Below are 25,046 nucleotides of genomic sequence, written 5' to 3'. Positions count from 1 at the left end.
CGAAGATGAACCTGACGAGGCTCAAGCAAGGCGGCGGCTATAGCCCCGAGATGGATGCGCATGAGCGTGCCTCGCGCGACGAGATCATGGCGCTGCAGAAGCGGCGGCTGGCCTGGTCGCTGAAGCACGCCTATGACAACGTCGCACATTATCGCAAGGCTTTCGACGCGGCAGGCGTGCATCCGTCCGACTTTCGCGATCTGCCCGATCTCGCGAAGTTTCCGTTCACCGTGAAGACCGATTTGCGCGACAATTATCCCTTCAACATGTTCGCCGTGCCGCGCGAGAAGCTGGTGCGCGTGCACGCCTCCTCCGGCACGACGGGCAAGCCGATCGTCGTTGGGTATACGCAAGCCGATATCGACACCTGGTCCGAGGTGATGGCGCGATCGATCCGTGCCGCCGGCGGCCGCACCGGCATGATCATCCACAATGCCTATGGCTACGGTCTCTTCACCGGTGGGCTCGGCGTGCACTATGGCGCGGAAAAACTCGGCTGTACCGTGGTGCCGATCTCCGGCGGCATGACCGAGCGGCAGGTTCAGCTCATCAACGATTTCCGGCCCGACATCATCACGGTGACGCCGAGCTACATGCTGGCGATCCTCGACGAGTTCAAGCGCCAGAGGCTCGATCCGCGCCTGTGCTCGCTCAAGGTCGGCATCTTCGGCGCCGAGCCCTGGACCAACGCCATGCGCGGCGAGATCGAGGACGCCTTCGACATGGACGCGACCGACATCTATGGCCTGTCCGAGGTGATCGGCCCCGGCGTCGCGCAGGAATGCATCGAGACCAAGGACGGCCTGCACATCTGGGAGGATCATTTCTACCCCGAGGTGATCGACCCCGAGACCGGTGCGGTGCTGCCGGATGGGGAGAAGGGCGAACTGGTCTTCACCTCGCTGACCAAGGAAGCGTTCCCGGTGATCCGCTATCGCACCCGCGACCTGACGCGGCTTCTTCCCGGCACGGCACGCCCCGGCATGCGTCGCATGGAGAAAGTGACCGGTCGCTCGGACGACATGATCATCCTGCGCGGGGTCAATCTGTTCCCGACCCAGATCGAGGAGGTGCTACTCGCTACCGATTGGTGCGGCGGGCACTTCATCCTGGAACTGACCCGCGAAGGCCGCATGGACGAATTGACCATCATCGCCGAGGCGCGGCCCGAAAGCTGGGACGGCCGGGGCCTCATCGACCACGCCGACCGGATCTCGACCCATATCAAGAACACGATTGGGATTAGCTCCAAGGTGAGGGTGGTCGCGCCCGCCACGCTGGAGCGCTCGCTCGGCAAGGCCAAGCGGCTCTACGACAAGCGGCCCAAAGACTAAGTCTCCCCCCTCATGGTGAGGAGGCGCGTTAGCGCCGTCTCGAATCATGCAGGCCCGGCTCGCGCTGCGGGCCTTCATCCTTCGAGACGCCTGCTTCGCAGGCTCCTCAGGATGAGGAGAGGCGGTTGACTCGACCGGTCCCAAAGGCGACAAGGCCCGCGAGAAATCGCGGGTCTTTTCATGTCGCCAGTTGATGCCAAATCGGTCGAAGCGCGCTGCGTGCGCCTCAAGGCCAAGGCCGAAAACGCCGCCGCGCTTGCGCCGGTGGTCGAGCGTCACGTGCTAACGCGCGGTTCGAACGATCTCCTGATCGAGGTGAAGGCCGCCGCCGTAAATCCCTCCGATGTGAAGGCCGCAACCGGGCTGATGCCCTATGCCGTGTTCCCGCGCACGCCGGGCCGCGACTATTCCGGCATTGTCATCGACGGGCCAGCCGGCACCGTCGGCCGCGAGGTGTTCGGCTCCTCCGGCGATCTCGGCATCCGCCGCGACGGCACCCATGCCAGCCATTTCGTCGTCGAGGCCGATGCCGTGGTGGAAAAGCCGAAGAAGGTGTCATGGGAGGAGGCAGCCGGCATCGGTGTGCCCTTCGTCACCGCGATGGAAGGCTTTCGCCGCGCCGGCGTGCCGAAGAGCGGTGAGACCGTGCTGGTGTTCGGCGTCAACGGCAAGGTCGGCCAGGCCGCGGTGCAGATCGCGACATGGCAGGGCGCGAATGTCATCGGTGTGGTGCGCAGGGCCGAACCTTACGAAGGCCACAGCAACGCACCGATCGAGGTGATCGATGCCTCCGCGACGGACGTCGCAGCGCGCGTGCGCGCATTAAGTGGCGGCAAGGGCGCCGACATTGTCTTCAACACGGTGGGCGATCCCTATTTCCAGGCAGCGCACAAGTCGCTCGCCTTGCGCGGTCGCCAGATCCTGATTGCCGCGATCGACCGTATCGTGCAGTTCAACATCCTCGAATTTTATCGTGGCCAGCACACCTATGTCGGCATTGACACGCTCGGCCTGTCCTCAGTCGCAACTGGCGCGGTGCTGCGCGACCTGGGTGCGGGCTTTGCGAGCGGCCAGCTGAAACCGTTTCCGATCAAGGCGAATGCCGTCTATCCGCTTGAGCGTGCCAGGGAGGCCTATGTCGCCGTCGCCGGCTCATCGCGGGATAGGATAATTCTGCGGCCATGAAGTTCGTCATTGCGAGCGCAGCGAAGCAATCCAGCGGCTTTCCGCAGTGGCAGTCTGGATTGCTTCGCTGCGCTCGCAATGACCGAGAATGGCGAGAGGTCTGAGAATAATCGATGGAATCCTCCCAACTCGTCATCCTCGCCGGCCTCGGCATCGGTCTCGTTTACGGCGCCGTGGGTTTGCTCAGCGGCTTCTGCCTGATGAGCAGCATGCGCGGCTGGCTGGCCGAGGGAGATGGACGGCTGGTGCGGACCTATGCGCTGGCAATCGCGGTGGCGATCGCCGCGAGCCAATTCCTCGCCGGCAATGGCATGGTCGATCTCGGCAAGACGATCTACCTGCAACAATCGTTCTCGGCGCCGGTTCTATTCCTCGGCGGCCTGCTGTTCGGTTACGGCATGGTGCTGTCGAACGGCTGCGGCTCACGCGCGCTGGTGCTGCTCGGCCGCGGCAATCTCCGCTCGTTCGTCGTTGTGATCGTGCTCGCCATCGCCGCCCAGATGACACTCAAGGGCCTGATCGCGCCGGCGCGCATCGCGCTGGTTCAGGTCTCGCAAACCACGGTCAGCGTGAATTCGCTGCCGTCCCTGCTAGCGATGCTCGGTCTGACGGAAGCGGTTTCGCACGCGCTGGCCGCTGCCGTGATGGTCGTCGCGTTGATCCTGTTCGCCTTCACGCATCCGGCGTTCCGCCGCTCGCCCGGTCAGATCGTCGCGGGCATCATCGTGGGCCTGCTCGTCGCCGGCGGCTGGTACGTCACCGGCTATCTCGGTGCCGACGACTTCAATCCCATCCCGGTGACCTCGCTTACCTTCATCGCGCCGATCGCCGATAGCCTGCAATACGCCATGCTCTCGACCGGCCTGACGCTGAACTTCGGCATTGCGACGGTCGCCGGCGTCTTCTCCGGCAGCCTGGTCACCGCGCTTGCCACGGGCCGCTTCAAGCTCGAAGGCTATTCCTCGCCAAGCCACATGCTGCGCTCGGGGAGCGGCGCCGCGCTGATGGGCATTGGCGGCGTGATGGCATTCGGCTGTTCGATCGGGCAAGGGCTCACCGGCGTGTCGACGCTCGCACTGGGCTCGTTCGTCGCGCTCGCAGGCATCATGCTCGGAACCACGGCAGGCCTGCGCGGCGTGCTCCGGGTTCAGCCGCTCGCTGTGGCCTGACTTCGCAGGAACCGGTCGCCTAGCGTCGCAAGGCCGATGCCGCTGACGATCAGCCCGGCCGCGACAGCGAGACTCACGTCGATGGGCTCACCGAGCAGGATCGCGGCGCTGGCAATGCCGACGAGCGGCGTTCCCGTGGTGCCGAGCGCCGTCGTCAGCGCCGAGATGCTCTTGTTGACCATCGACATCGCCCAATAGGCCAGCGCTGTCCCGATCAGGCCGGAATATAGAAACAACAAGACGAGTCTCCACGACCATTCCGCATGCGGCAGGCCATCCGTGACCAATGCTGACCCCGTCAGCACGATCGTCGCGACGAGCACCTGCCAGATCAGGAGTTGGAGGGGCGATGCGATCCAGCGGTGCGCGCGGATGTAGATGATGTTCGCGGCCCAGCAGATCGCGGCGAGGATCACCATGCCGGCGCCGGCCAGGACGTTGAGATTCGCCCAGTCGATCGATGTCGGGTTCAGGATCACGACGAGCCCGACCAATCCGAGCAGGGCGCCGGCGAGCTTCGGCGCGGTCAGCATATCCTTGCCGAGCAGCGGCGCGGCGATCGCAACCCAGAGCGGCGTGGTGTAGCCGAGCACGATGGCCTTGCTCGCGGGCAGGAAGCGCACACCGGCCGCCACCAGGACCGAGAACAGCGTCATGTGCAGCAGCGCCACGCTCAGGACGACAGGAATGTCGCGCCGCTCCGGGATCACCAGGTTCTTAGTCAGTCCGAGGATCACGAACAATCCAGCCAGCGCGATCCAGCTGCGGATCGCTGAGGTCCACAATGGCGGAAGGACCTGGACGAGATGCTTCGTGACCGACCAGTTCACGCCCCAGGCCAGCACGACGATGAGGAACAGGCCGATGGCGGCGCGGGGGGACAGGGAGTTCATCGCAAGGTCCTTGAAGCAGTCCAGTCCGGTGGATAGCATTTCGTCTGGCTCCTGAAAAAGTGCCAGAGCGGAAAGGAATAAGGTGCCAGTCTCGGAAGGTATGATCTCTGCCCTGATCGATCTGAGGCGGGTCGACGGCGAAAGGCTTGTGGTGCAACTGACAGGCCAGCTTCGAAGCCTGATCGCGACCGGACGTCTCGGCAAAGGCCGCGCATTGCCGTCGAGCCGACGGCTTGCAAGCGATCTCGGCGTTTCGCGCAACACCGTCACTTATGCGTTCGAGCAGCTTGCCGCCGAAGGATACCTCGAAGCGTCGCACGGTCGCCGTCCGGTGGTCACGTTTGACGGCGGCGAACGGGTCCAAGGTCCGCGCGTTGTCACGTCGCGCCTGGGCTCTCGCAATCCGCGGCTCTCGCCCTGGGCTTCGAGGCTCAAGCAGACCGACTGGCCGATGTCCTATCAGGCGCCGCTAAAACCGCTGCGTCCGGGGCATGGAGATTTCCGGGAATTTCCAAACGATGTTTGGGCCCGCTGCCTGCGCCGCAGCATCGTGCGTGCGGCCAAACGTGATCTCGGACTGGTGAACCGAACGCGCCTGCGCGAGGCGCTGGCGCATTATCTGGCGACCAGCAGGGGCGTCCGCGCCACGGCGGAGCAGATCCTGATCTTGCCGAGCGCGCAGGCCGCCCTGACCTTGATTGCGGCGGCGCTCATCACGCCCGGTGACGAGGTCTGGGTCGAGAACCCCGGTTACCCCGGCGCCACGGCTGCCTTCCGGGCGTCCGGCGCGCGCGTGACCGGCATCGGTCTCGATGGACAAGGCATGCAGCGAATGCCGGGGCTGCCGCCTCCGGCGCTGATCTTCATGACTCCCTCGCACCAGCATCCAACCGGACGGCTGATGTCGCTTTCCCGCCGCACCGAGTTCCTTGGGCCGAGCAGGCCCGACAAGGCATGGATCGTCGAAGACGACTACGATGGCGAATTTCACTATGACAGCCGGCCGGTGCCGGCCTTGCAGGGGCTCGATGCCCATGGTCGCGTGTTCTATGTCGGAACGTTTTCGAAGGCGATGACGTCGGATATCCGGCTCGGTTATCTCGTTGCGCCGCCGGCGCTGGCCGGCACCTTGGAGATTGCGCAGCGGCACATCGGCCTGATCGCCGCCAGCCACATTCAGGAGGCGCTCGCCGAGTTCATTGTCGACGGCCATTTCCTCGCGCATCTGCGCAGGATGCGCCGACTCTATCACGCGCGCCGCGATCACCTCGTCGAGGGACTTCAGCGCCATCTGGGCGAGGTGCTCTCGGTCGAAGTGCCCTCCGGCGGCATCCAGCTTGTGGCTCGCCTCAAGCACGGGCGCGCCGATCAGGCGGCGGTCAAGCGGCTGATCGACGCCGGCGTTGAAGCGCGGGCATTGTCCAGCCTGTCGCTGGGCCGGCCGCGTGACCATGGCTTGCTGCTCGGCTTTGCGGCTTGGCGAGAGAGCGAAATCAATGCGGCATTGCGGACGATGGCATCGTGCTTCTAAAGCAGCATGGCTTTACGTTGAATCGATTGTCGCGGGTCGTTCACCTCTCCCGCTTGCGGGAGAGGTCGGCGCGAAGCGCCGGGAGAGGGCTTTCTCCTCTTGGGCACTGTCCCACTGAGGATACACCCTCTCCCCAGCCCTCTCCCGCAAGCGGGAGAGGGAGTGCACTTCCGTCGTTGCCGCGATAAAGCCTCATCCCATCGTGCTTCTAGCGATCGCGCGCTAATCCGTGGCCTTCGTCACGATGCGGATCTCCGACGTCAGCGTCCGGTGCACCGGACACTTGTCCGCGATCTCCATCAGCTTCTTGCGCTGCTCGGCATCGAGCACGCCGTCGATCGTGATGTCGCGTTCGATCTGGTCGAGCATGCCCTCGCGTGTGTCGCACTCCGCACAGTCCTTGGCGTAGATCTTGGAGTGCTTCAGCCTGACGGTGACGCGGTCGAGCGGCAGCGACTTGCGGTCGGCATAGAGGCGCATGGTCATAGAGGTGCAGGCGCCCAAGCCGGCAAGCAGGAAATCGTAGGGCCCGGGGCCTGCATCTTCGCCGCCGGCAGCGATCGGCTCGTCCGCCACAAGCCGATGCGGGCCGACGGTGATGATCTGGTTGAACTTGCTCTTGCGGGTCTCCTGCACCACGACCTGACGCGGCGCCTCGGGGAGGTCCATCGCCTTCGCAGGCTGTGCCGCGTCGATGTAGCGGTTCGCCCAGGCCGCGATCACGTCGGCCGCGTAGAGCGCGTCGGCGGGCTTGCTCAGCAGATGATCGGCGTGATCGAGCGAGACGAAGCTCTTGGGGTGCCTGGCGGCAACGAAGATCTTGGTGGCGTTGTCGATCCCGACGGTGTCGTCGACCGGTGAGTGCATCACCAGCAGCGCTTTGTGCAGGCCGGTGATATCCCTCATCAGCTCGTGCTCGGCGATGTCCTCGAGAAATTCGCGCTTGATCCGGAACGGGCGTCCCGCAAGCGAGACCTCGACCTCGCCCTGCGCGCGGATGTCGTCGAGATGCTCCCTAAAGAGGCCGGTCACGTGCGCCGGGTCGGAGGGGGCCGCGATGGTCGCAACCGCCCTGGCTTCCGGGATCTTCCCGGCGGCCGCAAGGATTGCGGCGCCGCCGAGGCTATGCCCAATCAGGATCGACGGCGCCCTGCGGACGCTGCGCAGATGATCGGCGGCGCGCACGAGATCGGCGACGTTGGAGGAAAACGTCGAATTGGCAAAATCGCCCTCGCTCGAGCCGAGCCCGGTGAAGTCGAAGCGCAGCACCGCGATGCCCTTGGCGGCGAGCGCGACCGCGATGCGCTTGGCCGCCAGCGTATCCTTGCCGCAGGTGAAGCAGTGTGCGAACAGCGCGTAGGCCGCGGGCTCGCCGTCTGGCAACTCCAGCGCGGCCGCCAACTGATGGCCGCCTTCGCCCGTGAATTGAAAGCGTTCCGTCGGCATGGGCTTCCCCTTGTTGCTGCTTGAAGTCTAGTCGCCTGAATAGCGCTGCTCGGCCCAGGGATCGCCGCGGTTATGATAGCCGCGGACCTCCCAGAAGCCCGGCGCGTCCTCGGTCAGGAATTCGATGGCCTGCAGCCATTTCGTGCTCTTCCAGAAATAGAGATGCGGCACGACCAGCCGCACCGGGCCGCCATGCTCCTCCGTCAGCGGCTGGCCGGACCAGCTATGGGCGAGCAGCGCATCCTCGGCGGCAAAGTCTTCCAGTGCGAGGTTGGTGGTGTAGCCGTCATAGGAATGCAGCGCCACGAAGCGTGCATCCTCGCGCGGTTGGCAGGTCGCGAGCAGCTCGCGCGTGGCGAGCCCTTCCCAGTCGTTGTCATAGCGCGACCAGGTCGTCACGCAATGGATGTCGGAGGTGAACCGGGCCTGCTTCTGCGCCGCGAACTCCGCAAAGGTCCAGAACACGGGGCTCGCGATTGCACCGTAGACGTCGAGCCGCCAGCGCTCGCGCGAGATTGGCGGCACGACGCCGAGGTCGAGCACCGGCCAGTCCTTGGTGAGATGCTGGCCCGGCGGCAGGCGCTGGTCTTCCGGGCGTGCGATCTTGCCCGTGAGGAAGCGGCCTTCGCGCGCCCACTTCTCCTTGGTGCGGGTCAGCTTGCTGTCGGGCGGCTCGTTGTCGTCAGACATGGCCAACTCTTGCCGATGCCTCGATCGCCGCTTGGCATTGGCGACGTCGAAATGCTCGGAGGTCGGTTGGGTTGCCTGCTCAGTCACGTCCGGCCTCTCCGCTGTCTGGAAAGGCTTACATCGCCTTTCCGAGCAAAAATGGCAACTGGCGGGGGCCTCGCACCGTGCCTTGCGACCAGGTCACCGTGCCTGCCGGATCGAGCCGGAAGTCCGGAATGCGCTTCAACCATTCCTCCAGCGCAACCTGCATCTCCATACGCGCCAGGTTGGAACCGACGCAGCGATGGATGCCGAGGCCGAAGGCGGCGTGGCGATTTTCGCGGCGGTCGATCACGACTTTGTCAGCATCCGGAAACATCTTCGGATCGCGGTTGGCGGCCGGGAAGGACAACAGCACCATGTTGTTCGCCTTGACGGGGCAGCCCGAAATCGTGGTGTCCTTGACGACCTCGCGGGCCATCGTCACCGGCGAATAGGCGCGCAACAATTCCTCCACCGCGGTCGGGATCAGTGCGGGTTCGGCGATCAGCCGCTCGCGGTCGGCTGGCGTCTTCGCCAGATGCCAAAGTGAGGACCCGATCGCGCTCCAGGTGGTGTCGATGCCGGCGATCAGAAGCAGGCGCAGCGAGCCAAGCACGTGGGAATCTTCGAGCGGGTTGCCCTCCCTATCCCTGGCGTTCATCAGGTAGGAGATGAGATCGTCGGTCGGCTTGTTCTTGCGCTCCTCGATATGCGCGCCGAAATAGGCGCTCATCTCCTGCACGGCCTGGAGCAGCTTGGTCTCGTCCTTGATGCCGAGTTCGAGGATCATGTGAATCCAGTTGATGAAGAGATCGCTGTCGCTCTCGGGGATGCCCAGCATGTGAGCGATGGCTCGAACCGGGATGTACTTGCTGTAGCGCGCTGCGGCATCGACCTTGCCGTCGGCGATGAACCCGTCGATCAGCTCGTTGCAGATCGCGCGCATCCGCGGTTCCAGCTTCTTCATCGCATCCGGCGTGAACGGCGGCAGCAGGAGCTGCTTGGCCGGCTTGTGCACGGGCGGATCGGACGTGATCGGCGGGGCGGCGTTCCTGCTGGTGATCTCCGGCCGCACGTCGCGCACGATGATTCGGCGCGAGGAGAAATGTTCGGTGTCGTTGGCGATCTCGCGCACGGCTTCATAGGTCGTCGGCATGTAGCAGCCGAGGAAGCGCTCGGTGTGCACGACCGGGCTTGCGCCGCGCATCTCCTCCCAGATCGGGAACGGGTCTTCCGTCCATTGCGGATCGGTGTGGTCGAAATCGTTGACCCAGTCGATGACGGGCGGATGGGCGACAGGCTGGCTGACGTCGGACATCTCGAGAATCCCTTGGCTCGTGTTCGCTGATAGGATGCAAGCGGCGGAGGCCGCGCTACTCCTCGATCACATCGATTGCGATTTCCGGGCAATTGGATTTGGCAAGCCAGGCCTTGTCTTCGAGGCCCGGCGGGACAATGCCGTCGCCGGCTTCGTGCGCGTTGCCAAATTCGTCGAGCTCGAAAAGTTCCGGCGCGAGTGCCTTGCAGCGCGCGTGGCCCTGGCATTTGTCGGGATCGACGTGAACCCTCAGTCGCTCGGTCATGGCGGCATCCTCGGTGCGTATGCGCGGGCCGCGAGAGGCGGCGCGCGTTCCTCATCTGAATCTTATCTAAGTTATATTATATTACATTCGCGACAGGCTTCCCCTGTCAAGCGCAAACTTATAGGCTCTGCCGCAACATGCGCTCACAACTCCCCCGCAAGCCCGCGAACACCTACCACCATGGCGATCTTCGCGATGCTTTGATCAGGGCCGCGCTGCGCGAGGCGGAGCAGGGCGGCGCCGAGGCGATCAGCATCAAGGGGCTGGCGAAACAGCTCGGCGTCTCGCAGCCGGCGCCATATCGGCACTTTGCCGATCGCGAGGCGCTGCTTGCGGCGGTGACGGCGGAGGCGTTCCGGCAGCTCAGCGCGACGCTGCGCGAGGCGATGGCCAAGCCGTCGAAGCAATCGAAGCTGTCGCGGCTGGCACAGGCCACTCTTGATTTCGGCCTGCGCCGTAACGGCATCTACCGCCTGATGTTCGCATCGCGCACCGTCTCATGCGCGGCCAAGGGCAGCGAGCTGCACCAGGCCACGCGCGAGACGTTTGGGCTCGTGATCGAAGCGCTGGAAGCGCCTGCCGTCGGCTATTTGCGCGAGCGGCAAGCGCTCAAGATCTGGGCGGCGCTGCACGGCGTCGTCATGCTGGCCGAGCAGGGCTTGTTCACAGGCGAGGCCGCCCATGCCACGCGCGAGGAACTGGTCGAGGATTTCGTCAACGAGACGAAGGCCGCGCTCGCGGTCGCGATCAAGGACGCGCGGCGTCGAAAGGCGACTGGGACCTAAGCCTTCACTCCCAACAGCGTCATCAGTTTGTCGACGGCGCTGCCGGGCGTGGTCACGACAGGACGACCAGTGGCTTCTGCGACCAGCGGTGCCGTTGCCGCGATGCTGAACTGCGCCAGCGCGATGACGTCGCAATCGCGCAGGTCCTTTGACGCTTCGACGATCAGCCGGTCGTGCGTGGCGCGATCGCCGCGGTCGAGCGCCGCCAGCGCGCCCTCGGCGAGTTTCGGAACCACCTGGACCGAGGCCGGAAACTCCGGCGGCATCGAAGCCAACGTCGGCGGAAAGGTGGAGAGCAGGCCGATGCGCCTGCCCATCGTCACCGCGCGCTCGATCATCGCCTCGTTGGGCTTGAGCACCGGCATCGGCGCCTGCGCGCGCGCGACCGCCTCGATGCAGGGGCCGAAGGCCGAACAGGTGAACAGAACCCCATTCGCGCCGGTCGCCGCCGCATAATCGCCGAGTGCCAGGAAGCGCTCGGTCATGGCGTCGTTGAGCTTGCCGTCGCGCGCCAGATCCGCCGACAAGCTGTCGTCGAGCAGGTTCATCAGTCGCGCCGCCGGCCACGCGGCCGCGAACGCCGCCTCGATCGGGGCGATGGAGTGCTTGAGGGCGTGGATCAGGGCGATGCGAGGGGGCGTCGTCATTGAAGTGACTACCTGACAGGTCTCGTGCCCCGGACGCCGCGCAATGCGAAGTATTGCGCTGCAGAGCCGGGACACGAGGACTGTTTACTTGAACGGCACGGCGTACATCAAGCCGCCCTTGCTCCAGAGGCCGTTGAGGCCGCGATCGAGCTTGAGCGGGCTCGCCTTGCCGACATTGCGCTCGTAGATCTCGCCGTAATTGCCGGTGGCCTTGATCGCGGCGACCAGCCATTTGTTGTCGAGCCCGAGCCGGGAGCCGAGATCGCCGGAGGCGCCGAGCAGACGCTGGATCGCAGGCGTTTGCGACTTCGTCATCTCCTCGACATTGCCTTGCGTGACGCCGAGCTCCTCGGCCTCGATCAGGCCGTAATGCAGCCAGGTGATGATGTCGCTCCAGACCTCGTCGCCGTTGCGGGTGAAGGGCCCGAGCGGCTCCTTGCTGATGGTCTGCGGCAGCACGACGTAATCGGCGGGGTTCGGCGCCGCGGTGGTCACGGCGCCGGCGAGCGCGGAGGCGTCCTGGGTCATCGCATCGCAGCGGCCGCCGAAGAAGGTCTGGTACATGGTGTCGACGCGGTCGAACACCAGCGGCTTCCAGTCGATGCCGTTGGCGCGGCCGTAATCGCCGAGCGTGACTTCGTGCGTGGTGCCCTGCGCGACGCAAACGGTGGCGCCTTTGAGGTCCTTGATGTCCTTGACGCCCAGATCCTTCTTCACGACGAAGCCCTGGCCGTCATAGAAGTTGATCGGGCCTTGCCGCAAGCCCAGCGTCACGCCACGCAGATAGGTCTGCGTCGAGTTGCGGTAGAGCACGTCGATCTCGCCCGACTGCAGGGCGGTGAAGCGATTCTGCGCGGTCAGCGAAACGTAACGCACCTTGCTGGCGTCGCCGAGCACGCCGGCCGCGAGCGCGCGGCAATAATCGACGTCGAGACCTTTGTAATTGCCTTGCGAGTCCGGCGCGGAGAAACCGGCAAAGCCGGCGCTGACGCCGCACACCAGCGTGCCACGGCTCTTCACCGTGTCGAGCGTCGCGGCCGACGCGACAATTGTCGATGCAGCGATCACACTCGCCGCGATAACCACTATCCTCATGATGCTACTCCCCTCAATGATTGGCACTACGCAACACGTTGTCGACGGCCGAGCCGAGCTTGTCGACGATCAGGTCGATCTCGTCGGCCGAGGCGATATAGGGCGGCGCCAGCAACACGTGGTCGCCGCGCACGCCGTCCACGGTGCCCCCGCCCGGATAGCAGCCGAGCCCATTGGCGAAGGCTTCCGCCTTGATCTTCTGATGGAGCTTGAGCGCGGGATCGAACGAGGCGCGGCTGGCGCGATCGGCGACCAGCTCGATCGCCCAGAACAGGCCGCGGCCCCTGATGTCGCCGACATGCCGGTGATTGCCGAAGCGCTCGGTCAGCCGCTGCTCGAGCTGCCGGCCGCGCTCCTTGACGCAGTCGAGCAAGCCATCTTCGCGGATCACCTCCTGCACCGCGAGTGCGGCCGCGCAGGCGAGGGGATGTGCCAGATAGGTGTGGCCGTGCTGGAAGGCGCCCGAGCCGGCGCGGATGGTGTCGATGACCTTGCCGCTGGCGAGCATCGCTCCGATTGGCTGGTAGCCGCCGCCGAGCCCCTTTGCGATGGCCTGGATATCCGGCGCGATGCCTTCCTGCTCCCAGGCATGCGTGGTGCCGGTGCGGCCCATGCCGCACATGACCTCGTCGAGGATGAGCAGCGCGCCGTGCCGGTCGCAGATCTCGCGCATCGCCCTGAAGTAGCCGTCCGGGGCCGTCACGGCGCCGGCGGTGGCGCCGACGACCGGCTCGGCGAGGAATGCCGCGACGGTCTCAGGGCCAAGCCGCTGGAACTCGGACTCCAACTCGGCGGCCAGCCGGGCCACGAACTGTGCATCGGATTCACTGTCGTGCTTCTCGTGATAGGCGAAGGCCGGGGTCACGTGGCTGAAAGCGGCCGAGAGCAGCGGCGCGTAGGGCGCACGCCGCCAGGCATTGCCGCCGGCGGCGAGCGCACCGAGCGTGTTGCCGTGGTAGCTCTGACGCCGCGCGATGAAATGCTGCCGCTGTGGCTCGCCGCGTTCGAGGAAATATTGCCGCGCCAGCTTGATGCTCGCTTCGATCGCCTCGGACCCGCCGCTGACGAAATAGGCGTAAGCGAGACCGCCGGGCTCGTGCCCGACCAGCGTCTCCGCGAGGGCTTCGGCGGGCTCGGACGAGAAGAAGGCGGTGTGCGCATAGGCCAGGGTCGAGGCCTGCTTCGCCATCGCCGCGATCACGCGGGGATGCTGATGGCCGAGGCACGAGACGGCCGCGCCGCCGGAAGCGTCGATGATGCGCCGCCCGTCCTCGGCGAAGAGATAGATGCCTTCGCCGCCGATCGCCTTGGGCGGCGTCTCGCGCAACGAGCGGTGCAGCACGCGGCTGGTGCGGGCGGCCATGGGTCAACCTTTCTCTGAAACGTAGGTGGAGGCGGCGGCGAGGCGCGCCTCGGTATTCTCGAGGCGCTTCTTCGCGGCGGCGCCGCCGAGCGAGAACGTCACTGCGGCCAGCGACTGCGCGATCGCGATCGCGCCGGTGAGGCTGGGGAAGAAGCCGGGAGAGGAGGCCGCTTCGAACAGCAACACGTGATCGGCGCCTTCCGCCATCGGTGCCGAGAGGCTGTCCGCGATCGCGATCAGCGTTGCGCCAGCGCGATGAGCGGCTTGCGCGACGCGGACGCTCGCATGGGTATAGGGCAGGAAGCCGATGACGATGACGGCCTCGCCGGGCCGGAACGCGCCGAGATCGAGATCGTCGGGGCCGGAGACGCCAACGATTTGCACCTGCTCGGGTCGGAACAGCCGCAGCTCGTAGTTCAAGAGCTCCGCAACGCTGCGGCAGCTCCGGTAACCCGCGATCCAGATCCGCTTGGCCTCGTGCAGCGCGCGGGCCGCCTCTGCGATCGGTTGGGCCGGAATCCGCGGAAGGCCGGCGGCCTCCGCCTCGAGCTTGTCGGTGACGAGCGCGACATCGGCGTTCGGGCCAGGCCTGCGGCTTCTGGCGCGGCCGGAGAAGGGCGAGGTCTGGGACGGTCGCCGTGCCTCGGTCAGCGCCGCTCGCAATTCGTCCCAGCCGGAATAGCCGATCGCCTTGGCGAGGCGCGTGAAGGCGGCGGGGTCGGCGCCGGCCTCTGCCGCGAGGTCGCGCATCGAACGGGTGGTGGCGTCGTAATCGTTGGCGGCGACGAAGCGTCCGACCTCCTGCAGCCGCATCGGGAGCGATGGCAATGCAATGCGCAGTTCGCTCAACGGCGAGGATTTCGCGGGCTCAGCCATGAAACATTTGTTGCATGGATTTTGGATCGGTGCAACAGTTGACGTGCGCTGCCGGAAATCGTCGCTATCGAGAAGGATTTTTGCGCTGTGACCATCGACGCCCGGAGACCGCCGCCGCGCCGCCTGTTCGGCGCATGGGGACGCCGCGAGCTGCAAGGCCTGTTCTGGCAGGTGCTGGTGGTCGGGATCGCGGTCGCGGTCATCGGCTTCCTCTGGTCCAACACCGTCACCAACCTCTCGGCTCGCCGCATCACGACCGGCTTTGCCTTCCTCGGCCGCGAGGCCGGCATGCCGATCGCCGACAGCTTGTTCGCCTATAATCCCAAAGACACGTATCTCTGGGCCTTCGTCGTCGGCGTCGGCAACACCTTACGCGTTGCCGTGATCGGGATCGTGCTCGCGACCGTCCTCGGCACGCTGATCGGCATCTCGCGCTTGTCGGCCAACTGGCTGCTGTCGCGCCTCGCCGCCGTCTATGTCGAAACGCTCCGCGACATCCCGCTGCTGCTCCAGCTCCTGTTCTGGTACGTGCTGATGCAGGCGCTGCCGGCCGCCCGCGCGGCATGGCGGCCTGTCGAAGGCGTGTTCCTTTCCAATCGTGGCCTGATCCTGCCGGCAATTCCGATTGGCCCGCCGCAGCTTTGGGTGCTCGGCGCTGCTGTGCTCGGATGTGCCGGGTTCTATCTCATCAGGAGGCGGCTGATCGCGCAGCAGATGCGCGACGGCAGGCCGCGGCCGGCCTGGCCGTTTGCGCTCGGCCTTATCATCGTGCTGCCGGCAGCCCTCTCGCTGGTGCTTGGCGTGCCCTGGACGATCGAGTGGCCCCAATTGCGGGGCTTCAACTTCGTCGGCGGGCTGACGCTCGCCCCGGAATATTTCGCGCTGCTGATCGCGCTCGTGACTTACACCTCGGCCTTCATTGCCGAGATCGTGCGCAGCGGCATCCAGTCCGTGCCGCGAGGGCAGTGGGACGCCGCCAACGCACTTGGCCTGCGCCGCAGCTTCATGCTGCGAAAGATCATCCTGCCGCAGGCGCTGCGCGTGATCGTGCCGCCGATGACGAGCCAGTATCTCAACCTGACCAAGAATTCCTCGCTCGCGGTGGCGATCGGCTACCAGGACGTGGTCTCGGTCGCCAACACCACGCTGAACCAGACCGGCCAGGCGATCGAAGCCATCGCGCTGATCATGGCGGTGTTCCTGACGATCAGCCTTTCCATCAGCTTCTTCATGAACTGGTACAACGCGCGCATCGCACTGGTGGAGCGCTGATCATGACCGTGATCGCCGACATTCCGGACGCACCGCGCGCCGCCCGCCGTCCGCAGAGCGGAAACCCCGTGCTGCGCTGGCTGCGCGCCAATCTGTTCTCATCGATCCCGAATGGCATTCTCTCGGTCGTGCTGCTCGCGATTCTCGCCAAGGGCATCTTCAGCTTCGTGCAGTGGGGTATCGCGAATGCAGTGTGGCTGACGCCTGCAAACGATTCCAGTGCCTGCCGGGCGGCGCGTGGCGTCGGCGCCTGTTGGGCGATCATTCCCGAAAAGTATCGCTTCATCCTGTTCGGCACCTATCCGTTCGACGAACAGTGGCGGCCGGCACTAGCCGTGCTGCTGTTCATTGCACTGTTCTATCTCTCGACCCGCCGCGCTTTGTGGCGGCGCGAACTCGTCTTGCTCTGGATCGGAGCGCTCGCGCTGATCAGCGTGTTGATGTGGGGCGGGGTGCTCGGGCTGTCCTTCGTCCCGCAAGATCGCTGGGGCGGATTGCCGGTCACGCTGATCCTTGCGACCTTCGGCCTCGCATTCGGCTTTCCGCTCGGCATCCTCGTCGCGCTCGGCCGACGCTCGAAACTGCCGGCGATCCGCTCGCTCAGCGTGCTCTATGTCGAGCTGATCCGCGGCGTGCCGCTGGTCAGCCTGCTGTTCATGGCGAGCGTCATGTTCCCGCTGTTCATGCCCAGCGGATTCAACATCGACAAGCTGTTGCGCGCGCAGATCGCGATCATCCTGTTTGCGGGCGCCTATCTCGCCGAGGTCATCCGCGGCGGGCTTCAGGCCGTGCCGCGCGGGCAGTACGAGGCAGCGGACGCGCTCGGGCTGTCCTACTGGCGCAAGAACCGGCTGATCATCCTGCCGCAGGCGATCCGCCACGTCATCCCGCCGCTGGTCAACACCTTCATCGCCTTCTTCAAGGACACCAGCCTCGTCCTCATCATCGGCATCTTCGACCTGCTGACGACGGCGAAGACCGCGATCATCGATCCGGCGTGGCAACAATTCTCGGTCGAGGTCTATATCTTCGTCGCCGCGATCTATTTCGTGTTCTGCTTCGCGATGTCGCGCTACAGCCGCGGTCTGGAAGCGACGAGGGGAAGGTGAGAGTTTCGTGTCCCGGACAAGGTGCGGCGCGTCAGCGCTGCGCCGCCGAGCCGGGGACCCAGGGACGCACGGCAAGTCCTCGGCGAGATGGGCCCCGGCTCTGCAGCGCACCGCCGAAGAGGCGCTGCGCTGCGTCCGGGGCATCAGCTACTTGCTCGCTTTCGGATCGATCGGCGTCGTGCCGCGCAGGCCCAGAATATCCTCCAGCAGCTTCGCGCCGGCGAGCACGTCCGCATCGCCCCTGGGCGCGCCGACCACCTGAACGCCGACCGGCAAGCCGGACGCCGTGAAGCCGCATGGCAGCGACAGCGAGGGGCAGCAGGCGAGCGTGATGGCGTAGACGATGCCGAGCCATTCGACATAGTTGTTGAACCTCTTGCCGGCGCATTCGGCGACATAGCGGTGCTCGATCGGGAAAGGCGGCACGATCGTGGTGGGTGTCAGCAGCAAATCGTAGGTCTTGAAGAATTCGACCGCGCGTGCGGTCATGCCGACGCGCTGGGCCTCGGCGCGCTCGAGCTGCTCGACCGTGAGCTTGAGGCCTTCCTCGATGTTCCAGATCACCTCGGGCTTGAGCAGGTCGCGCTTGGTTCTCAGCAATTGCGCCTTGCTGATCGCGAAATCGAATGCGCGCAGCACGTGGAAGCACTCGTGCGCCTCGCGCCAGTCCGGATGGGCTTCCTCGACGATCGCGCCAGCCTCGGCAAAGCGTTCCGCCGCCTTGCGCGTGATCGCCTTCACCTCGGGATCGACAGGCGTGATGCCGAGATCGGGCGAATAGGCGATGCGCTTCGGCTTCCTGCCTGACTGTGCCGCCGACAGGAACGAGGTCGCGGGCGCTGGCAGCGACAGCGGATCGGCGGCATAGTCGCCGCTCATGGCATCCAGCAGCAGCGCGAGATCCTCGACGTTGCGCGCCATCGGGCCCTGCACGCCGAGATTGCGATCGATGCCCGCCTTCGGCGTATGCGCGACCCGGCCGATGCTCGGCCGCATGCCGACGATGCCGCAGAAGGCCGCCGGACTGCGCAAAGATCCGCCCATGTCGGAGCCCTGCGCCAGCCAGGCCATGCCGGTCGCCAGCGCCACCGCCGCACCGCCGGAAGAGCCCGCCGCGGATTTCGTCGTATCCCAGGGATTGAGCGTCGCTCCGAACACCTCGTTGAAGGTGTTGGCGCCGGCGCCGAATTCCGGCGTGTTGGATTTGGCGTAGACGACCCCGCCGTTGGCCTCGAGGTTCTCGACCATCAGGTCGGACTTGGCGGGAATATTGTCCTTGAAGATCGGCGAGCCCTGCGTGTTCAAGACGCCTGCAACGTCGGTCAGATCCTTGATCGGCACGGGCAGGCCCGCGAGCAGCCCCCGCGCGCCGGCGGGCTTGCGCATCAAGGCCTTGGCGCTGTCCCGCGCGCGATCGAAACAGAGTGTCGGCAGTGCATTGACCTTGCCGTCGACTTCACTGATGCGCTTCTGCAGGACGTCGAGCAGTTCGAGCGGCGAGACGTCGCCGGAGCGCAGCTTGTCGACGACGGCGCACGCGGTTTCGCGGATCAGATCTTGAGACAATTACTTTGCTCCTAAGCCCATTCTCGGTTCGCAATGACGAGGATAGAGTTAACCCCAGCCTGCGCTGATGCCGCCGTCCACCGTATAGATCACCCCAGACGTGTATCCGGCGCGGTCCGACGCCAGGAATGCCATGAGGTCGCCGATCTCGCGCGCATGCGCGGGGCGACCGAGCGGCAGGCTCTTCTGGAATTCCTTGTAGCGGCTCTCGTCGCCGAACTGGTGCTTGGCCCGCGTCTTCAGCAGCGTGACGTGGCGATCGGTGCCGACGGGGCCCGGATTGATGCCGACCACGCGGATGTTGTCGGCGAGGCTTTTGCCCCCGAGCGCGCGGGTGAAAGCCATCAGCGCGGCATTGCCGGCGCTGCCGCAGATGTAGTTGGCGTCGAACTTCTCGCCGGCCGCGCCAATGTCGTTGACAATGACGCCGCCGCCTTTGGCCTTCATCTGCGCGTAGATATGGCGCGTGAGGTTGATATAGCCGAACACCTTCAATTCCCAGGCGTGACGCCAGGTCGCCTCGTCAATCTTGTCGATCGAGCCGCCGGGGATGTCGCCGGCATTGTTGACGAGCACGTCGATGTCGGCGGCTTCTTTCGCCAGCCGCGCCACGTCCTCTTCCTTGCGCAGATCGACGATGCTCGTTGCAGCATCGATCTGGTGCGCGGAACGCAAGCGCTCGGCCAGCGCCTTGAGCTGGTCGCCGCTGCGGGCGGCGAGCAGGAGATGTGCGCCTTCCTCGGCGAACGCCTCGGCCGCGGCGGCGCCAATGCCCTTGGACGCGCCCGTGATCAGGACACGCTTGCCACGCAGATGCAGGTCCATGAGAGGTACTCGCAGGATGGGAACGGGATCAAATCAGTAGGCGCTTGGTCGCGCCATGGTCAACATTGCAGTGCAGCGTTGCACTGCCGACGCGTTTGGTCCATTGCAGTGCGGTCAAAAAGGCGGCGGCTGCCGGACCAAAGAGGGACGTTCTCAATGAGCAAGAAACAATACCGGATCGCGGTCATTCCCGGCGACGGCATCGGCAAGGAAGTGATGCCCGAGGGCCTGCGTGTCCTGGAGGCGGCGGCGAAGAAGCATGGCGTCGCCCTGCATTTCGACCATTTCGACTTCTCGTCCTGGGACTATTACGAGAAGCACGGCCAGATGATGCCCGATGACTGGAAGGAAAAGATCGGCAAGCACGATGCGATCTATTTCGGCGCGGTCGGCTGGCCAGCGAAGATTCCGGACCACGTCTCGCTGTGGGGCTCCCTGATCAAGTTTCGCCGCGAGTTCGACCAGTATGTCAACCTGCGCCCGGTGCGGCTGATGCCCGGGGTGCCGTCGCCGCTGGCGGGCCGCAAACCCGGCGACATCGATTTCTGGGTGGTGCGCGAGAACACCGAAGGTGAATATTCCTCCGTCGGCGGCCGCATGTTCCCGGACACTGATCGCGAGTTCGTGACGCAGCAGACGGTGATGACCCGCATCGGCGTCGACCGCATCCTGAAATTCGCCTTCGAGCTCGCGCAGTCGCGGCCGAAAAAGCACCTGACCTCGGCGACCAAGTCCAACGGCATCTCCATCACCATGCCCTATTGGGACGAGCGCGTGGAGGCGATGGCCAAGAAATTCCCCGGCGTGAAGTGGGACAAGTACCACATCGACATCTTGACTGCGAATTTCGTGCTGCATCCGGACTGGTTCGACGTCGTGGTCGGCTCCAATCTGTTCGGCGACATCCTGTCCGACCTCGGCCCGGCCTGTACCGGCACGATCGGCATCGCGCCGTCAGGCAACATCAATCCCGAAGGTAATTTCCCCTCGGTGTTCGAGCCGGTGCACGGCTCGGCGCCTGATATCGCCGGCCAGGGCATCGCCAACCCGATCGGCGCGATCTGGTCGGGCGCGATGATGCTCGAACATCTCGGCGAAAAGGAAGCCGGCAAGTCGATCGTCGAGGCGATCGAGCGCACGCTGGCCGAACGCACGCTGCGCACCAAGGATCTCGGCGGCAATGCCGACACCACGGCCTGCGGCAAAGCCGTCGCGGATATGGTGGATTGAGGCGGGGCGCTTGATGAAGGCTCGCTCCGGCGTTGCAACAAACTCCCCTGTCGTCCCTGCGAAAGCAGGGACCCATAACCCCAGGGAGAGGTTGTTGCCCGAGCTGGTAACCGCGAGTCTTCGCCAGACCACGTCCTTATGGGTCCCGGATCTGCGCTGCGCTTGTCCGGGACGACACCGTTATAGTGTTCAACCCGCGATCTTCTCGATCGCCGCCTGATCGAGCCCGAACTTCTTCCCGGCCTCCAGAATCTCCTGCCAAGTGGTCGGGTCGACCGGAATGCCTTCGGCAAGGCGCTTCTTCTTGGTCTCGCGCTCTGGCTCGCCGGCGATCTTGACCTTGTCGACGCCGGAGGCGGGCGGCGAGCCCGTGTGCCAGGCCACAAAACTCTCGACCTCACGTGCGAGATTCTCGCCGGTGCCGAGCTTGTCCGGGTCGATGACGATCGAGAGCATGCCGTTGAGGACGTTGTACTTGCCGTCGGACGGACCCTTGACCACCTGGCCACCGGAGAGTGCGCCGCCGAGGATTTCGCACACCAGCGCGAGCCCCGAACCCTTGTGCTCGCCGAACGGGAGGATGGCGCCGTACGGCGGGATCACGGTGTAGCGCGGATTGACCGTGGGCTTGCCTTCATCGTCGATGATGGTGCCGGGCTCCAGCTCGACGCCCTTGTTGTGGGCGACGCGGGTCTTGCCCTGCGCGATCCTGCTGGTGGCGAAGTCGAGCACGATCGGGTCCTTGTCCCGGCGCGGAATGCCGACGCAGAACGGGTTGGTGCCGTGGCGCGCATCGCTGCCGCCCCAGGGCGCTACGATCGGACGCGATATCACGTTGACGAAGTGGATCGAGACCAGGTCGTGGTCGATGCACTGCTCGGCCCAATGGCCGATGCGGCCGATGTGATGCGAATTGGAGAGGCCGACGAGGCACACGCCGTTGCGCTTGGCACGCTCCGCCGCCAGCTCCATCGCTTCATGGCCGATCACCTGGCCATAGCCGGTGAGGCCATCGAGAGTGAGGAGTGGGCCGGTGTCGAGCACGATCTTGACGTGCTGGTTTACGGCGAGGCCGCCGTTGGTGACGCTCTGGACGTAGCGCGGGATCATGCCGACGCCGTGCGAGTCGTGTCCCTTCAGATTGGCCTCGACAAGATTGGTGGACACGAGCTCGGCCTCGCGGTCCGAGGAGCCGCCGGCCTTGACGATGGCGTGGATGGCATTGGTGAGCGGCTCTGCCTTGATAGTGCGGTAATCGGCCATTGTTGTTGCTCTTATCCCTTCACGATCCGGCGGCAATGGACCCATGCGGCTTCAATCAGGTTCTCGCTCGCTTCGGGCGTACGGAACGCCGAATGCGCCGAGAGCGTCACGTTCGGAATCTTCGTCAGCGGATGATCGCCGGGCAGGGGCTCGGTGTTGAAGACGTCGAGGCCGGCATGACGGATATGGCCCGACTTCAGCGCCTCGATCATGGCGGCTTCGTCGACGATCGCGGCGCGGGCGGTGTTGATGAGGATGACACCGCGCTTCATCGCAAAGATCTTCTCGCGCGTGATCATGCCGCGCGTTTCGTCGTTGAGCAGCAGATGCAGCGACACCACGTCGCTTTTCGCTAGCACCGTGTTGAGATCGGTGAAGTCGACGCTCGGATGGCTCTTCGGCGAGCGGTTCCAGGCGATTACTTTCATGCCGCTGCCGGACGCAATGCGCGCGACCTCCGCGGCGATGCCGCCAAAGCCGATCAGCCCGAGCGTCTTGCCGGTGAGCTGCATGCCGTCCTCGCGCAGCCAGTTGCCGGCGCGCATCTCGCGATCCATCATCGCGATGACGCGGGCCGAGGCCCACATCAGCGCGATCGCGGATTCGGCGACCGCGGTGTCGCCATAGCCCTTGATCAGATGCACGGAAATGCCGAGCTGGCTAAGCTCATCCGGGTTCATGTAGCTGCGCGCACCGGTGCCGAGGAACACGACGTGCTTGAGGCCGGCGCATTCCTTCGCGACCTCGGTCGGCAGCGCGGTATGGTCGACGATCGCGATTTCGGCGCCGTCGAGAATATCAGGATATTCCTCCGGCTTGATATCGGGGTTCCGGTGAATTCGCACCTTGGGATCGCCGGGCCTCGTTAGCCGCTCCATGATCACGGCCAAGGTTTCATTGGCGTCGACGAAAACTCCGCGCATGGCTCTCTCCGGTCAGGACGCGACGCCGGCGATTGCCAGCACGGTATGCATGAGGACGTTGGTGCCCGCGGCGCAGTCGGGCTGCGTCGCGTCCTCCAGCTCGTTGTGGCTGATGCCGTCCTTGCAGGGCACGAACACCATCGCGGCAGGCATGATTGTGTTGAGGTTGCAGGCGTCATGGCCGGCGCCGGAGGTGATGCGGCGGGATGAATAGCCGAGCGTCTTCGCCGCGCTCTCGACCGCCGCGATCAGCTTGGGATCGAAATGGGTCGGCGGCTTGCGCCAGACCAGATCGATCTTCACCTCGACCTTGCGGCGGGCGGAAATCTCGGCAATCGCTCCGCGCAAATCGCGGTCGAGAGCATCCATGATCGCGCCGTCTGCACTGCGGCAATCCATCGTGAAGGCGATCTCGCCGGGAATGACGTTGCGCGAGGGATTTGCGATCACGGCCTCGCCGATGGTGCCGACCGCGTTCGGCCCGTGCTTCCTGGCAATGGCTTCCATCGCCAGCACGATCTCCGACAACGTCGCCAGCGCATCGCGGCGCAGCGGCATCGGTGTCGAGCCGGCATGGCTCTCGAAGCCGGAAATCTTGCCGTCGTACCACAACACGCCCTGGCCGGAATCGACGACGCCGATGGTCTTGCCTTCGGCCTCCAGGATCGGGCCCTGCTCGATGTGCAGCTCGACGAAGCAGCCGAGCTTCTGAAAGCCCACCGGCTTGTCGCCGCGATAGCCGATGCTATCCAGCGCCTGGCCGACAGTGGTGCCCTCGGCGTCCTTGCGCGACAAAATGTCGTCGGTGGTGAAATCGCCGACGTACGCCGCGGAGGCCATCATCGCGGGTGCGAAGCGCGAGCCTTCCTCATTGGTCCAGTTGACGACGCAGATCGGTGCGTCGGTCTCGATCCCCGCGTCGTTCAGCGTGCGGATCACTTCGAGCGCACCAAGTGTGCCCAGAATGCCGTCATATTTGCCGCCGGTCGGCTGGGTGTCGAGATGCGAGCCGATGCCGACCGGCGGCTTCGACATGTCGCGGCCTTTGCGCAGGCCGAATTGCGAGCCGAGTGCATCGGTGTGCACCTCAAGCCCTGCCTCCTCGCACGCCTTGCGGAACCAGTCGCGCACCTGCTTGTCCTCGGCACTCAGCGTCAGCCGCCGTACGCCACCCTTGGCCGTCGCGCCAAATTGCGCGGTCTCGTGGATGGAGCCCCAGAGGCGGGCGGAATCGATTTGCAGGTTGGTGACGGCTCGGCTCATGCGTTCGTTCTCTCGATTTTCCGGCGCCTTTTTCAATGACCCGCCAGCGCGGGCGCGTCAACCGCGAGGCTGCTCTGCGCAATCTGCCGTGCAAGCTCGGCGACGCGCTCCACGGCGACGACGTCAGGCGAGGCGAGCCAGCTTGCGGTGAAGGTCAGCGGCGCGATGGCAAGATCGGTGTCGAGCAGTTGCAGCCGCCCGTCGGCGAGCTCGCTCTCGACGATGGCGTCGGGAATCACGGCGACGCCGAGCCCTTCCACTGCCATGTGGATCACGGTCGCAAGCGAAGCGGAGGCGTGCAGTCGGATCGGCGGCAGCTCCGGCCGGTCGAATACCTCGCGCACGACCTCGTAAGGCTTGGTCTTGCGCGGGAAGGTGATGATCGGAAACCGCGCAAGCTCCGCCGGTGTCACAGGGCCCTTGCCGAGCCCGAGCGAAGGACTTGCGAGAAAGCCGATCGGATAGTCGGCGAGCACGCGGTTGTGCACGCCGGAGGCGGACAGGGGGCCGACGACGAAGGCGAGCTCGATCTCCTGCGCGAGCAGGCGTGCGGTGAGGTTCGGCGTGATGTCGACCTCGATCTCCAGCGACAGGTTCGGATAGACCTGGTTCACGCTCTTCACGAGGCGCGGCAGCCAGGTGTGCACGATGGTCTCGGCGACGCCGAGCCGCATCACGCCGCGCATCGCCGAACGGTCGCCAATCTCGGCCATCATCTGTGCACGCAGGCCGATCAGCTTCTCCGCATAGACCATCATCTGCCGGCCGCTCGGGGTGGGTGAGGCCACGCGATGATCGCGGTTGAGCAGCTTCACGCCCATTTCGCGCTCGAGCTGGGCGATCCGCTGGGAGATCGCCGGCTGGGTCGTGTTGAGGCGTTGGGCGGCGCCGCGAAAGCTGCCGAGCTTCACAACCCAAAGGAATGTCTCGATCGACCTGAAGTCCAGCATTGGAAGGATTTTCCCGATCGATAAATC

Annotated in this window: 23 protein-coding genes; 8 read left to right on the top strand and 15 right to left on the bottom strand. The window is 65.2% G+C overall.

Features of this window, described 5'->3' with window-relative positions; genetic code table 11:
- The first annotated feature begins 5 nt into the window (after positions 1-5).
- The 3 genes from paaK to XH84_RS04820 all read left to right on the top strand — a co-directional run bounded on the left by paaK (position 6) and on the right by XH84_RS04820 (position 3,688).
- On the top strand, positions 6-1,334 hold the full coding sequence (paaK, locus tag XH84_RS04835) for a phenylacetate--CoA ligase PaaK (protein ID WP_128916987.1): 1,329 nt from the start codon (positions 6-8) through the stop codon (positions 1,332-1,334).
- Between the two features lie 180 nt (positions 1,335-1,514).
- Positions 1,515-2,519, top strand: a complete 1,005-nt coding sequence (locus XH84_RS04830) for a quinone oxidoreductase family protein (protein WP_128916988.1) — start codon at positions 1,515-1,517, stop codon at positions 2,517-2,519.
- A 113-nt stretch (positions 2,520-2,632) separates the two neighbouring features.
- Positions 2,633-3,688: a YeeE/YedE family protein gene (locus XH84_RS04820; protein ID WP_128916990.1), complete on the top strand. Its 1,056-nt coding sequence runs from the start codon at positions 2,633-2,635 to the stop codon at positions 3,686-3,688.
- Here XH84_RS04820 and XH84_RS04815 read toward each other — a convergent pair.
- Positions 3,667-4,581: a DMT family transporter gene (locus tag XH84_RS04815; protein ID WP_128917184.1), complete on the bottom strand. Its 915-nt coding sequence runs from the start codon at positions 4,579-4,581 to the stop codon at positions 3,667-3,669. The two genes, XH84_RS04820 and XH84_RS04815, sit on opposite strands and share 22 nt — an antisense overlap.
- Before the next feature lie 100 nt (positions 4,582-4,681).
- Between XH84_RS04815 and pdxR the strand changes: the two genes are divergently transcribed.
- Complete coding sequence (gene pdxR, locus XH84_RS04810) at positions 4,682-6,112, top strand: MocR-like pyridoxine biosynthesis transcription factor PdxR (protein WP_206734074.1); 1,431 nt, start codon at positions 4,682-4,684, stop codon at positions 6,110-6,112.
- Positions 6,113-6,334: 222 nt separating this feature from the next.
- On the opposite strand, the gene XH84_RS04805 is transcribed toward pdxR, so the two are convergent.
- The 4 genes from XH84_RS04805 to XH84_RS04790 form a co-directional block, all read right to left on the bottom strand.
- On the bottom strand, positions 6,335-7,558 hold the full coding sequence (locus tag XH84_RS04805; protein WP_128916992.1) for a bifunctional alpha/beta hydrolase/OsmC family protein: 1,224 nt from the start codon (positions 7,556-7,558) through the stop codon (positions 6,335-6,337).
- Positions 7,559-7,585: 27 nt separating this feature from the next.
- Positions 7,586-8,248, bottom strand: a complete 663-nt coding sequence (locus tag XH84_RS04800; RefSeq protein ID WP_128916993.1) for a sulfite oxidase-like oxidoreductase — start codon at positions 8,246-8,248, stop codon at positions 7,586-7,588.
- A gap of 115 nt (positions 8,249-8,363) precedes the next feature.
- Positions 8,364-9,587 (bottom strand): cytochrome P450, encoded by a 1,224-nt coding sequence (locus XH84_RS04795; RefSeq protein WP_128916994.1) that lies wholly within the window; start codon positions 9,585-9,587, stop codon positions 8,364-8,366.
- Between the two features lie 55 nt (positions 9,588-9,642).
- A complete protein-coding gene (locus tag XH84_RS04790) occupies positions 9,643-9,852 on the bottom strand; it encodes a ferredoxin (RefSeq protein ID WP_128916995.1) in 210 nt (69 codons plus the stop codon).
- Between the two features lie 137 nt (positions 9,853-9,989).
- On the opposite strand from XH84_RS04790, the gene XH84_RS04785 reads away from it, so the two are divergent.
- Complete coding sequence (locus tag XH84_RS04785; RefSeq protein ID WP_128916996.1) at positions 9,990-10,637, top strand: TetR/AcrR family transcriptional regulator; 648 nt, start codon at positions 9,990-9,992, stop codon at positions 10,635-10,637.
- On the opposite strand, the gene XH84_RS04780 is transcribed toward XH84_RS04785, so the two are convergent.
- The 4 genes from XH84_RS04780 to XH84_RS04765 form a co-directional block, all read right to left on the bottom strand.
- Positions 10,634-11,284: an aspartate/glutamate racemase family protein gene (locus XH84_RS04780; RefSeq protein ID WP_128916997.1), complete on the bottom strand. Its 651-nt coding sequence runs from the start codon at positions 11,282-11,284 to the stop codon at positions 10,634-10,636. The genes XH84_RS04785 and XH84_RS04780 overlap by 4 nt on opposite strands.
- An 84-nt stretch (positions 11,285-11,368) precedes the next feature.
- Positions 11,369-12,382 carry an amino acid ABC transporter substrate-binding protein gene (locus XH84_RS04775; RefSeq protein ID WP_128917185.1) on the bottom strand — a complete coding sequence of 338 codons (1,014 nt, stop codon included), beginning with the start codon at positions 12,380-12,382 and terminating at the stop codon, positions 11,369-11,371.
- A gap of 10 nt (positions 12,383-12,392) precedes the next feature.
- A complete protein-coding gene (locus XH84_RS04770; RefSeq protein WP_128916998.1) occupies positions 12,393-13,742 on the bottom strand; it encodes an aspartate aminotransferase family protein in 1,350 nt (449 codons plus the stop codon).
- A gap of 3 nt (positions 13,743-13,745) precedes the next feature.
- The gene (locus XH84_RS04765) at positions 13,746-14,618 is read right to left on the bottom strand and encodes a MurR/RpiR family transcriptional regulator (protein ID WP_128916999.1); all 873 of its coding nucleotides are present in this window, start codon (positions 14,616-14,618) and stop codon (positions 13,746-13,748) included.
- An 87-nt stretch (positions 14,619-14,705) separates the two neighbouring features.
- On the opposite strand from XH84_RS04765, the gene XH84_RS04760 reads away from it, so the two are divergent.
- The gene (locus tag XH84_RS04760; protein ID WP_128917000.1) at positions 14,706-15,890 is read left to right on the top strand and encodes an amino acid ABC transporter permease; all 1,185 of its coding nucleotides are present in this window, start codon (positions 14,706-14,708) and stop codon (positions 15,888-15,890) included.
- A 2-nt stretch (positions 15,891-15,892) separates the two neighbouring features.
- The gene (locus XH84_RS04755) at positions 15,893-16,999 is read left to right on the top strand and encodes an amino acid ABC transporter permease (RefSeq protein ID WP_128917001.1); all 1,107 of its coding nucleotides are present in this window, start codon (positions 15,893-15,895) and stop codon (positions 16,997-16,999) included.
- A gap of 147 nt (positions 17,000-17,146) precedes the next feature.
- On the opposite strand, the gene XH84_RS04750 is transcribed toward XH84_RS04755, so the two are convergent.
- Together XH84_RS04750 and XH84_RS04745 are read right to left on the bottom strand one after the other, a co-directional pair.
- A complete protein-coding gene (locus XH84_RS04750; protein WP_128917002.1) occupies positions 17,147-18,565 on the bottom strand; it encodes an amidase in 1,419 nt (472 codons plus the stop codon).
- A 48-nt stretch (positions 18,566-18,613) separates the two neighbouring features.
- A complete protein-coding gene (locus XH84_RS04745; RefSeq protein ID WP_128917003.1) occupies positions 18,614-19,390 on the bottom strand; it encodes an SDR family oxidoreductase in 777 nt (258 codons plus the stop codon).
- A 156-nt stretch (positions 19,391-19,546) separates the two neighbouring features.
- Between XH84_RS04745 and XH84_RS04740 the strand changes: the two genes are divergently transcribed.
- Complete coding sequence (locus XH84_RS04740; protein ID WP_128917004.1) at positions 19,547-20,620, top strand: tartrate dehydrogenase; 1,074 nt, start codon at positions 19,547-19,549, stop codon at positions 20,618-20,620.
- Positions 20,621-20,809: 189 nt separating this feature from the next.
- On the opposite strand, the gene XH84_RS04735 is transcribed toward XH84_RS04740, so the two are convergent.
- The 4 genes from XH84_RS04735 to XH84_RS04720 are packed head-to-tail and all read right to left on the bottom strand — an operon-like array spanning position 20,810 to position 25,019.
- A complete protein-coding gene (locus tag XH84_RS04735) occupies positions 20,810-21,883 on the bottom strand; it encodes a malate/lactate/ureidoglycolate dehydrogenase (RefSeq protein ID WP_128917005.1) in 1,074 nt (357 codons plus the stop codon).
- An 11-nt stretch (positions 21,884-21,894) separates the two neighbouring features.
- Positions 21,895-22,806 carry an NAD(P)-dependent oxidoreductase gene (locus tag XH84_RS04730; protein WP_128917006.1) on the bottom strand — a complete coding sequence of 304 codons (912 nt, stop codon included), beginning with the start codon at positions 22,804-22,806 and terminating at the stop codon, positions 21,895-21,897.
- Positions 22,807-22,818: 12 nt separating this feature from the next.
- Positions 22,819-24,069, bottom strand: a complete 1,251-nt coding sequence (locus XH84_RS04725; RefSeq protein WP_128917007.1) for a Zn-dependent hydrolase — start codon at positions 24,067-24,069, stop codon at positions 22,819-22,821.
- A 32-nt stretch (positions 24,070-24,101) separates the two neighbouring features.
- Positions 24,102-25,019 carry a LysR family transcriptional regulator gene (locus XH84_RS04720; protein ID WP_128917008.1) on the bottom strand — a complete coding sequence of 306 codons (918 nt, stop codon included), beginning with the start codon at positions 25,017-25,019 and terminating at the stop codon, positions 24,102-24,104.
- Positions 25,020-25,046: the final 27 nt, after the last annotated feature.

This window comes from Bradyrhizobium nanningense (assembly GCF_004114535.1).
Classification (GTDB): Bacteria; Pseudomonadota; Alphaproteobacteria; order Rhizobiales; family Xanthobacteraceae; genus Bradyrhizobium; species Bradyrhizobium nanningense.
This window is presented reverse-complemented; position numbering and strand designations above follow the sequence as displayed.